8 protein-coding genes and 1 pseudogene are annotated in these 11,128 nt (G+C 72.4%); 5 read left to right on the top strand and 4 right to left on the bottom strand.

Features of this window, described 5'->3' with window-relative positions:
• From AOK09_RS08390 to AOK09_RS08375, 4 genes and pseudogenes are all read left to right on the top strand, one after another.
• Window positions 1-923 (top strand): annotated as a pseudogene (locus tag AOK09_RS08390) (hypothetical protein); the annotation flags it as partial.
• Window positions 924-1,186: 263 nt separating this feature from the next.
• Window positions 1,187-2,578, top strand: a complete 1,392-nt coding sequence (locus tag AOK09_RS08385; protein WP_055586485.1) for an FAD-binding oxidoreductase — start codon at window positions 1,187-1,189, stop codon at window positions 2,576-2,578.
• Between the two features lie 215 nt (window positions 2,579-2,793).
• A complete protein-coding gene (locus AOK09_RS08380; protein WP_063795888.1) occupies window positions 2,794-3,552 on the top strand; it encodes a GNAT family N-acetyltransferase in 759 nt (252 codons plus the stop codon).
• Between the two features lie 174 nt (window positions 3,553-3,726).
• Entirely contained in the window at window positions 3,727-6,858 is a 3,132-nt protein-coding gene (locus AOK09_RS08375) for an FG-GAP-like repeat-containing protein (protein ID WP_055586484.1), read from the top strand.
• 238 nt (window positions 6,859-7,096) lie between these two features.
• On the opposite strand, the gene AOK09_RS08370 is transcribed toward AOK09_RS08375, so the two are convergent.
• The 4 genes from AOK09_RS08370 to AOK09_RS08355 form a co-directional block, all read right to left on the bottom strand.
• A complete protein-coding gene (locus AOK09_RS08370) occupies window positions 7,097-7,495 on the bottom strand; it encodes a hypothetical protein (RefSeq protein ID WP_055586483.1) in 399 nt (132 codons plus the stop codon).
• A 433-nt stretch (window positions 7,496-7,928) separates the two neighbouring features.
• Complete coding sequence (locus AOK09_RS08365; RefSeq protein WP_055586482.1) at window positions 7,929-8,651, bottom strand: hypothetical protein; 723 nt, start codon at window positions 8,649-8,651, stop codon at window positions 7,929-7,931.
• Between the two features lie 94 nt (window positions 8,652-8,745).
• A complete protein-coding gene (locus AOK09_RS08360; RefSeq protein WP_055586481.1) occupies window positions 8,746-9,564 on the bottom strand; it encodes a hypothetical protein in 819 nt (272 codons plus the stop codon).
• On the bottom strand, window positions 9,561-10,076 hold the full coding sequence (locus AOK09_RS08355) for an RNA polymerase sigma factor (RefSeq protein WP_245687182.1): 516 nt from the start codon (window positions 10,074-10,076) through the stop codon (window positions 9,561-9,563). Before AOK09_RS08355 ends, AOK09_RS08360 begins: the two co-directional genes overlap by 4 nt.
• Before the next feature lie 115 nt (window positions 10,077-10,191).
• Here AOK09_RS08355 and AOK09_RS08350 point away from each other — a divergent pair, with 115 nt between their 5' ends.
• Complete coding sequence (locus tag AOK09_RS08350) at window positions 10,192-11,103, top strand: serine/threonine-protein kinase (protein ID WP_055586479.1); 912 nt, start codon at window positions 10,192-10,194, stop codon at window positions 11,101-11,103.
• The last annotated feature ends 25 nt before the right edge of the window (window positions 11,104-11,128 follow it).

Here is an 11,128-nt window from a genome sequence, read left to right as displayed (position 1 = left end):
CCACCCTGGCCACCGCGGCCGCGCCGACCCGGATCCGCCTGGACCACTCGGCGCTCACCGTGAAGTACGGCTCCAAGGTGCCCGTGAGCGGCACCGCCGAGTACTACTACGGCGGTGTCTGGAAGCCCCTGACCGGGCAGCGCATCAACGTCCACGGCAGTGTGGTGACCACCTCGTCCACCGGCCGGTTCAGCTACGGCTCCTGGTACGCCCCGTCGAACGACGCCACCTGGACCGTCGCCCTGCACAGCAGCTCGGCGGGCTACAGGTACCTGAAGTACTCCAAGGCGTCCTTCAGCATCGACGTGGTCAACCGCGTCACGCTCAGCCTGACCCACACGTCGCTGGACGAGTACGCCGACCTGCACCTGCAGGGCGCCATGTACAGCAGCAGCGGCAAGCTGCCGTCCTACCGCAAGGTGTACGTGCAGAAGTCGGCCGACGGCCGGACCGGCTGGAAGACCGACGGCTGGTTCACCATCGGCAGCAACGGCCAGTTCAACGTCTACGGCTACCAGTCCTCGCCCAAGGGCTACTGGCGGCTGTACTACCCGGGCAGCAAGGACTACCAGTCGGGCTACAGCCGGACCATCCACTACTCCCGGTACGACACCCGGATCACCGGCTTCAACGCCTCCCCCGAGCCGGTCCGCAAGGGGAACGCGATCACCGTGCAGGGCACCCTGCAGCGGCTGACCACCAGCAAGTGGAGCAACTTCACCCACCAGCGCGTCTACTACCTCTTCTGCGCCAAGGGCTGCAGGGACTGGTCGTACATGGGCACCGGCCTCACCGACTCCCACGGCCACTTCAGCAAGCGTTTCACCGCGAAGCAGGACGGCACCTGGGTCGTCGTGTGGCTCACCCCGGACAACCGGTACGTCGACGCCACCAGCAACACGGACTACGTCGACGTCCGCTGAGCCTCCGCTCACGCTGGGCCCGGTGCCGTGAGGCACCGGGCCCTCCCGCGTTCCGGGAGCAGCAGCCCGCACCGCGGGGCCTCGACGACCGTGCCGGACCGCCTTCCGCCACGGTCGTCGGCGTCCGCCCTCCCGCGCGGGGACCGGCGTTTGCACCGGGCCTCCCCCGGGGCCACGCTGGTGGTGTCGGCTGCCGTCCACGCCCACCGGGGAGCCCTGCCCGGCGGCGGAAGGGGGGACGTCCTCAGCCCCAGGAGGTCGGCATGGACACCGCGACCCTCGAAGCCATGCGCAGCGCGCTGCGCGGACCTGTCATCGGCCCCCGGGACCCCGGGTACACCGAGGCCCGCCAGGTGTACAACGCCATGATCGACAAGCATCCCGCCGCCATCGTGCAGTGCCGGGACGCGGGGGATGTGATGGCCGCCGTCGGCTTCGTCCGCGACCGGGGGCTGGAGCTCGCCGTCCGCGGCGGCGGGCACAGCGGTCCCGGGCTGGGGCTGGTGGACGGCGGTGTCACCCTCGACCTCGCCCCCATGCGCGGGGTGACGGTGGACCCCGAGCGCAGGACGGCGCGGGTCGGCGGCGGCAGCCTGCTGGGCGACCTCGACCGCGCCGCGCACGAGTACGGACTCGGCACCCCCGCCGGCGTGGTGTCGACCACCGGCGCGGCCGGTCTCACCCTGGGCGGCGGGCACGGCCACCTCACCCGCAGACACGGCCTCACCGTGGACAACCTGCTCTCGGCCGACGTGGTGCTGGCCGACGGCAGTCTGGTCACCACGGACGAGTCCAGGGACCCGGAGCTGTTCTGGGCCCTGCGCGGCGGCGGCGGCAACTTCGGTGTCGCGACCTCCCTCACCTACCGGCTGCACCCGGTGGGCACCGTCGGGGCCGGCATCACCCTGTGGCCGGTCGACCGCACCCCCGAGGTGCTCCGCTGGTACCGCGACTTCCTGCCCCACCTCCCGGACGAACTCAACGGCTTCTTCGCGCTGCTGGTCGTACCTCCCGGTCCGCCGTTCCCCGAGCCGCTGCACCTCAAGCGGGTCTGCGGCGTGGTCTGGTGCCGCACCGGCGACCCCGAACAGCTGGAACAGGCCCTGGCCCCGGTGCGGGAGGCCGGGCCGCCGGCGTTCCACTTCACCAGCCCGATGCCCTACCCGGCGCTCCAGTCCATGTTCGACCCGCTGCTGCCGCCGGGGATGCAGTGGTACTGGCGCGGCGCCTTCTTCGACCGCATCCCCGACGAGGCCGTCGCGATCCATGCGGCGTACGGCGCGGCGCTCCCCACCCCGCTGTCGCTGATGCACCTCTATCCGATTGACGGCGCCGCGCACCGGGTCGGCGCCGACGACACCGCGTGGAGCTACCGGGACGCCCTCTGGTCTGGCGTCTTCGCCGGCGTCGACCCCGACCCGGCCAACGCCGGCACCATCCGACAGTGGTGCGTCGACTACTGGGAGGCGCTCCGCCCGCACTCCATGGGCGGCTCGGCCGTCAACTTCATGGGTACGGGCGAGGGCCAGGACCGGGTCCGCGCCACCTACCGGGACCACTACGACCGGCTCGCCCGGATCAAGGCCGCCTACGACCCCGGCAATCTCTTCCATGTGAACCAGAACATCCGGCCTGCCGTACCCCGGCCCGCATAGCGCCCCGGCGCGGGACCCGCGCCCGCCGTCCGGGGACCCAACCTGCCCCGGGAGCAGGGAACTTGGAGGCCGGTGACCAACGGAGCCGGGCGCACCACGCCGCCTACGACCCGTACGCCGCGGGCTCCGCGAGTCTCCGACGCCCTGCTGCGGCAGTCCCTTCCGGGACCCGCCTGAGCACGGGCGCCCCACCGGCCTGCGGCAGGATTACCGGCATGCGGGAGATACACGACCACCGTGAACTGATGGTCCGCTGCGGTCACGACACCCTGTGCGTCTGGGCCGCGCAGGGCCTCGACGGGCGCAGCCGTGCCTGGAGCAGTGCGGACGGCCGGGCCGTCGCGGTCGCCGGCCCGGCCCTGTCGACCCGTGACCGGCTGGCCCTGTCGGGCCCGGTGGACTCCGTCGTCCCCCTGGCCCGTGCGGTGCTGGAGGAGGTGGGCCCGACCTACCGCCCGCTGGGGCGGCCCGGCGTCATCGACGCCCTGGTGGCCGGCCATCCCGGTCTGCGGCCGGGCAGGACGTTCGGCTGGATGGACCGTACGGAACCCATGACCGCGCCGCAGGACGGCCGGGCCGGCTGGCTCACCGAGGCCGAGCTTCCGGAGGCCGGCGCGCTGCTGCAGGCCGGGTTCCCCGACTCCGACGCCGTGCCGGGCGCCCCCGGCGTCCACCGCTGGGCGGGGGTGCGCGGTCCCGGGGGCCGGCTGCTGGCCCTGGCCGCACTCGCCTGGTCCGCCCCCTCCGTGGGGCTGCTGGCCGGAGTCGCCGTCAGCCCCGAAGCCCGCGGCCGGGGGCTCGGGCGTACGGTCTGCCGGTTCGTCCTCGCCGCCGCACTGGAGGAGCACGGGGCCGCGGCGCTGATGGTGGACGACGGGAACCTGCCCGCGCTGCGGCTCTACCGGGGTCTGGGCCTGCGGTACCGGAAACTCCGCGCCGCCATGGCGACCCCCGGCGGCCACGGGGCGCAGTGACGCCACGCCGCGGGGCCGCAGGGCCTGCTTCCGGGCTCTGAACCGTGATCTGAATGAGGGTCCGAATTCACCGAACGAGGTTAGAATCGGTCGACTTCCGGGGGGAGGCGACGGCGGGGAGCCGAGTCGGCGTTGACGACACCGCCTGCCCCCGGCTTTCTGGGAGGGGCACCCTTGTTCCGCTCTGCCGGCCTGCACCGCCGTGGTGCAAGAACCGCAGGTATCACCGTCACCGCATGCGCCGCCCTGCTGGCCGGCACCGGCCCGCTGGCGCCCAGCGCCGCCTCCGCGGTGCCCTCCGCTGCCCAGGAGACCGTCGTCCCGGCGGCACAGCGCAGCACCAACACCGCGGACTCGCTCTACGGCACCAACACCCTGACCGGTACGGACGGGGCAGGCAGCCAGGGCTTCTTCCACCGGCTGGAGGGCTACTCCGGGTACGTCTGGTCACCCTACGCCGGCGGCGCGGTGGTCCCCGTGCCGAAGCGGGAGGGCACGTACCTCACGGCCACGACGGGCAGCGACGTCCTCGCGTTCCGCTACTCCGACCGCGTCGAGCTGTGGAACGCCTCCGACGGGACCACCCGGACCGTGCAGGTCCCCCAGGGGCAGATCGTGGCGTGCGTCTACGGCTCCACCGTCGTCAGCCAGCAGACCTCCACCGCCGCGGACGGGACGACCACCCGGGTCATGCATCTGCTGACCAGCGGCCCGGACGGAACCACCCATGATGTCCCGGTCACCGGCGCGCCGGAGGACATGCTGCTCAGTGCACCGCGCGGGGCCGACGCGGCGAGCGTGCTGTTCGTCGGCCGCCAGGCCGACGGCACCGGCCGGATGGTCCTGGTCGACCGCGAGACGGGCCAGGTCCAGGGCTGGACACAGGCGCTGCCCAGCGGCTACAGCCAGGCGAGGATCTCCCCCGGCCACATCGTCCTGTACAGCGGCAGCTCGTCCACCGTGCTGGTGCTTCCCCGCGACGGCATCTCGGCGGCGCCGGCCGGGGTCACGCTGGAGAGCGGCTTTGCGACGCCGGGCCAGGAACTGGCCCTCGTCGGGGACTGGCTGGTCTACCGTCCCGGTGCCGCCACCGTTGTCAAGGCGCAGCCGGTGACGGGCGGGAACGCCGTCACCGTGGTCACCGGGGCGGGCACCGGCCTGGTGAGCGCCCCCGACGGCACCGCCCTGGTCATCGGCCGTACGTCCGACGCGATCGACGACCTCGGCGTCCAGCGCATCCAGCCGGGCACCACGGCGGCGCCCGCCGTCACCAAGGTCGAGGCGCTGCCCCGGCCGGCCATCCCCGTCGAGGGCCTCGCCCTGAGTCAGGGCAGGCTCGTCGACGTGGAACCGGACACCTCTTGGCGCACCCCTTACACCCGCACCGTGGCTGCCACCGGCACCCCCGAGTACGGCGGGCGCACCCCCCTGCTCCCCTGGTCCCAGACCGTGGTCATGGGCAGCTGTCCGGTCGCGGATGTCGGCTGTGCGCCGGTCTTCGACGTCGGTGACGGGCGCATCGCCTGGCTGGAGCGGCTTGACGGCGGCTCGGACCTGCTCCGGGTCGACGGTCCGGGCACCTACGACTTCTTCGAGATCCACGTGCCGGCCGGTGGCCGGATCACCGACGTCTCGGGCAAGTACCTGATCTACACCACCACCGCCAAGCAGTACGTCTACCGCATGGACGACTACGGCAACCCCCTGACCCGCACCCCCGGCGCCGCCGCCGTCTGGGAGAACCGCCTCTGGACGCCGGCCGCCACGCCCGGCAGCGTCTCGGCACTCGACCTCGTCTCCGGGAAGACCGTCGAGACGGTCGGCATCGGTACCGGCTGCGTGCCGACGGAACTGCAGGCCGTCGGCCGCTGGCTGTACTGGAGCTGCGGCCGGACCGGACCCGCCGGGGTGTACGACCGTACGACGAAGAAGTCGGTGCCCGTCCCCGCCGGGGAGTCGCTGCTCGGCGACGGCTATGTCGTGACACACGACAGGCAGGCGGGGCAGCTGAACCTCACCACGGTGGACTCCGGCACGGCCAGGACCCGGGTCGTCGGGGAACTGCCCGACACCGGCACCTCCCAGCGCCACATCCGCTGGACCGTGGACCGGTACAGCGGCAACGCCGCGTACGTGGACGCACAGGAACGCATCCACCTGGTGCCGTCCGGGGTCACCACCACCCAGCCCCTGACGACGCTGAAGGAGGCCGCGGACCTGGAGGTGGACGCCGGATGGACGCTGGCCCACCCGGGCCTGGGCGCGGCAACGATCTTCGACGGGGTGCTCTCGAAGCCGGTGGCATCCTGGACGCTCGCCGTGCGGGACAAGAACACCAACCGGGTGGTCGACCGGCAGCAGGGTGGCGACACCCGCGGGCGGTTGGACGTGCAGTGGGCGGGCACCGACCCGGCGAAGCAGTACAAGGCTCCCCTGCCGAACGGCCAGTACTCCTGGGAACTCACCGCCAGTCCGGCGGACGGCCAGGGGAGTGCGCTGCGGCGGGTCGGGACGGTTCGCCTCTACGACGGCCAGGCCGTCCCCCGGGACTTCGCGGCGCCGGCCGACGGTGTGGGGGATCTGCTGGGGATGGGGTCCACCGGGACGCTCTCGGTCTACCCGGGCAGCGGCAAGGGCACGTTCTCGGACAAGGTGAGCACGGGTGGCTGGCCGACGTCGTCGTACCTGGTGCCGTTCGACGACCTGACCGGGGACCGGTGCAACGACCTGCTGGTCCGCACCTCGGCGGGTGCGCTGCTGCGGTACAGCGGCGGCTGCAAGGGCAGCTTCGGCTACACGGGCACCCGGAGCACGCTCGCGTCCGGCGGAATGAGCGGCTACAACGTGCTGACCGCGCCGGGCGACCTCAACCGGGACGGCCGGGCCGACCTGCTGGGGCGGGACAGGGCCGGTGTGCTGTGGCGCTGGTACGCCAACGGCAAGGGCGGCTTCGGCGGCAGGGTGAAGCTTGCGTCCGGGCTCGGCGGCTACACGATGCTGGTCGGAGTCGGTGACCTGAACGGCGACGGCAACGGCGACCTGCTGGGGCGGGACAAGGCCGGTGTGCTGTGGCGCTGGCTCGGCACCGGCAAGGGCACCTTCGGCGGCCGGGTCCGGCTCGGTGCCGGCTTCAACGCCTACAACGCGATGGTGGGCGTGGGTGACATCACGAGTGACGGCCGGGCCGACCTGGTGGCCCGTGACACCCATGGCAACCTGATCCGCTGGTCGGGCAAGGGCGACGGGCGATTCAGCAGCGGGGTGAAGGTCAGTTCCGGCTGGGGCGCTCTCAAGGCCCTGTACTGAACCGGCCACCGGGGCGGGAGAAATACCGGCCGGCCCGCGCCCGGACGGCCTGACTCCGGCAGTGATTCCCGGTGTTCGGTGACCTGAGCCAGAAATGATCCGGCCTGCATTCACGATGGATTCGCCGGATCATTTCCGCAAAATACTGGACCGCACCCGAGCCCGGTGGTGAAAAGCCGTGGGCCGTTGACTTCCCCGACGGGAAGTCAACGGCCCGGGTCCTAAACCGGCGCGGCGGTCAGCGTCGGACCTTGTGCGAGACGACATACACACCGTCGATGCCGTCGGACGTCCCGCAGACCAGCGGTTCGGTGGCCGTGCAGTCGTCCACCGCACGGGAGACGCCGGAGTCCCACTTCACCGTCACCGATCCGCCGTTCGCCCCGGTGTAGGTGAACGTTCCCGTCCCGTCCACGCTGAGCTGGACCGTCTTCTGGTCGGGGATCGTCGCGGGCAACTGGCCCGCAGGGGTGCCGCCCTGCAGCGTGAGCGCGGCACCGCTGTCGTTGGAGATGTCGAAGGGGACTGCGCGCTTCGTCGTTTGCGGGTTGCCTTCCGCCACGGCGGATCCGGTTCCGAGAATCACCAGTCCGGCAGTCGCGATGGCAGCGATCTTCGACCTGCGAGAGTTGCGCATTTCGGTGTTCCCTTGCTTTCTCGTGGCTCCGCAACGGGCATGAAAGCACATTGCCGAGGAGCCGAGGGCGCACGATTGAGGCTATTCTCGGATCCGGACACTGGGCCGGGATCCGCCTCTGGGCTCAGACTACCCGTGCTGGTGCCCGACGCAACTCGCACATGCAGCCGGTGAATGGGAAGACCGGTCCGCCGGGGCGCAATCCCACGGCGGCAGGCTTTCACCTGGATCGCACCGCGGAACTCCCGGACGAGCGTTTGTAAGGAATTGTTAAGGACCCCGGAACGCATTCGGGATTTCCCCTCTCCTTGAGGGGTGCGGTCGCCGGCGACCACCGGGCTCGCCCCTGGCCGGCCGCCACGACCAACCGACGCGCCCGGGCCCCGGACGCCGCAGGACCGCGGCCGGCCCGGCCCGGTGCGAACTCGACGGGTCAGGAGGGGAGGCGGTTCAGGGCTGCGGTGGCGATGCCCTTGACGTAGGTCGGGTCGTCCGTGGGCTGGCCGGTGAGCTCGACGACGGCGACCCTGGTGCCGTTGCGAAGGACCGCGACACCGCCCGCGACGGTGCCGTCGCCGCTGTAGGACGGGTACCAGTGGCCGGTACCGCCGTTGACGGTGAGGGTGTGGGCCGCGCCGTAGTGCCAGTGGCCGGCCGGCTCGTCCTGGCAGTCCTGCACCAGGGCGTCGAGCTGCTTCTCGTAGGTGCTCGCCGAGCTGCTGGTGGCAGCACTCGCGGCCGACTCGATCAACAGGCCCGCGGAGTCGAAGGTCCAGGTCACCGACGCGTACGCGGTGGCCTTGCCCTTGGTCAGGTCACGCATCGTCTCCTCGCCCGAGCACGCCGAGAGCCCCTGGCGCCCCGCCAGTTCCACGGTCGCGCCGACCGGGCCGAGGCCCTGCTGGAAGAAGTCCTCGCTCTGGATGAGGGCGGCGGAGCCGAGTCCGGGCGCGGCGACCGCGACCGCAGCCGGCTTGGCGGTGACAGGGTGGGCGGCGGCTGCGGTGCGGTGCGCGGCGTTGTGCCCGGCCCCGTCGGCGGCGGCCGGCTGGATGCCCACGACGCCGACCGCGACCAGTGCGGCGGTGAAGCAGGCCGCAGCGGCGACACGGTTGCGGCGAACGGACTTCTGCTGGACGGCCTGGTTCTCGGTCATCTGGACTCCCCGCTGGTCGGGACGCCTGCTGCGTCCTCGTACAACTGGGGAGATGACGCCGGAGGAGCGAAAGTTGGAGCTCTGACCGGCTGTTTCACAGCTGTGACAGAGCGGTCCTGACGATGCGGGACATCGCGGCCGTACCCAGGCAGGCGTCGACCTCCAGCACCCCGTAGTGGCTGCCGCTGCGGAGCACGGCGATGCCGCCGCAGGGCTCCTTGCCCGCGGGCGCCGTGCCGCTGGTGTTGAGGGATCCCTGGTAGGTGCCCATCCAGCTCGCGCTGAGGCCGGGGGCGAGCTCCAGCGTCGTGGTCCTGCCGTAGACCCAGTGGCCGGGAGGTTCGTCCTGGCAGGGCACCTCCTCGAGCAACAGGCGCTCGGTGAAGTTCTGCGCCAGGGCGGGGCTCGGGGCCTCCGCGGCGACCTCGCGGGCGACCTGGTCGGCGAGGTCCACCGCCACGGTGGGGTCGCCGGGGTCACTGCGGGTGCTGGTCATCAGCCCGCGGAAGTGGGCGCCGGGCCCGCCCAGCGTCTGGGTGAGCGTCTTCTCCCCGGTGCAGGCCGAGTTGGCGTACGCGCCGTCGCCGAAGCGGTCCCTGACATGGATCCGTGCGGTGATGCCGACCGCGCCGAACGCCGCGGGGTCAAGCAGGTCGGCGGTCGTCACCGGCCCGGTGGCGGCCTTCGGCGGGGCGGAGCCGGAGGGTGCCGGGGTGGACGCGCCGGCCGTCGCGGGAGCGGAAGGGCCTCCGGTTGTGGGGGTCGCCCGCGCTGCCGGGTGCGCGGTGCCGGGGAACGGCGGCAGGACGAAACGGCCGACCGCCAGGCCGCATGCGGCGGCCACCACCAGGGCGGCGACGGCGGACCGGGGCCGGACGGCGGCGCGGCCGCCCTCCGCGGGAGCGCGGTTCACTGTCTGCCGGCCAAGCGCTGGCGTATGAAGCGCCTCGCCTGGTGGATACGGTCCTTGACGGTGCCCAACGGGACGTCCAGCTCGTCGGCCACCTGGACGTAGGTCAGGTCGCCCAGGTCGCGCAACACGAAGGGCTCCACCAGGGCGGGGTGCTGCTGCTCCAGCGCGGTGAGCGCCTCCATCAGGTCGAGCCGGGTCCCGGCTATGACGCTGGTGCTCCGCGGGTCCACGGACTCGGGCAGCTCGGCCTGGCTGTCCTCGGCACGCCGGCGCATCGAGCGGTAGGTGGACCGGGCGGCGTTGGACGCGATCACCGTCACCCAGCCCAGGAAGGAGCCGCGGCCGCCGTACTCGCCCAGGTGCGTGCTGATGGAAAGCAGCGCGTCCTGCGCGGCCTCCTCGGCGTCGGCGTGGTGCGGCAGGAAACGGGAGCAGCGGCGCAGCACCACCGGCCGGAGCTTGGCCAGCAGGTACTCCACCGACCCCGGGTCCCCCGCCTGAGCAGCCGCCACGAGCCGATCCAACTCGCCTTCCTCGAACACCCGGGGCCCCCGTCCTGTCCCTGTCGCGTCCCACTCGTCGAAGGGGAGTTTCCCACCCCCGGCGAGTCCGGCAGAATGCTGCCACATGCGCAAGCTCGGCCGTTACCTCCTCCTGGACCGGCTCGGAGCGGGCTCCTTCGCGACGGTCTGGAAGGCCTACGACCCGGAGCTCGACACCGAGGTCGCGGTGAAGGTGCTGGCCGAGAACTGGGCTGCCAACGCAGACGTGCGCGAGCGGTTCCTGGCCGAGGCGAGGCTTCTCCGCCGGATCGCCAGCCCGCGGGTGGTCCGGGTCCACGACGTCGGGGTGCAGGAGGACCGGCCCTACTTCGTCATGGACTATGTGCGCGGCGGCACCCTGGCGGACCGGATCGGGCAGTGCGGCTCGGAAGAGGCGCTGCGGCTGGCCGCGGAGGCGGGCTACGCGGTCCAGGTCCTGCACGAGGCGGGCGTGGTGCACCGCGACGTCAAGCCGTCCAACCTCCTGCTCGCGACCGGCTCCGCGCCCGCGGCGGTGCTGGTGGCGGATCTGGGCAGCGCGAAGCAGATGGCCGACGCGTCCGGGCTGACGGTGACCACGGGCACGCCCGCGTACATGGCGCCGGAACAGGCCTTCCAGACCGGCGGGTTCGACGGGAGGGCCGACGTGTACGCGCTGGCCGTCGTCACCTACGAGCTGCTGACGGGACAGAAACCGTTCGGCCCGGGCGGACGCGCCACGGCCCTGATGACGGACCAGCCGGCCGCATCGACGCTGCCCGCGCTGCCGGCCGGCCGGGAGCTGCCGCCGGGGGTGGACCTGCTGCTGCGGACCGCGATGTCCGTCGAGCCGGCGGACCGACCGCCGACCGCGCAGGCCTTCGCGGACGCGCTGCTGGCTCCGGTCCCGCAGTCCCGGCCCCGGGAACGCCCTGGGCGGCTGACCCTGCGCACGGTCTGCCTGGCGTCAGGTGCGGTGTTCACGGCGACGACCCTGCTGAGCTGGCTGCTCCGCTGAATCCGACGGAGACCCGGGCCACTCC

Source organism: Peterkaempfera griseoplana (genome assembly GCF_001418575.1).
Taxonomy (GTDB): Bacteria; Actinomycetota; Actinomycetes; order Streptomycetales; family Streptomycetaceae; genus Peterkaempfera; species Peterkaempfera griseoplana.
This window is presented reverse-complemented; position numbering and strand designations above follow the sequence as displayed.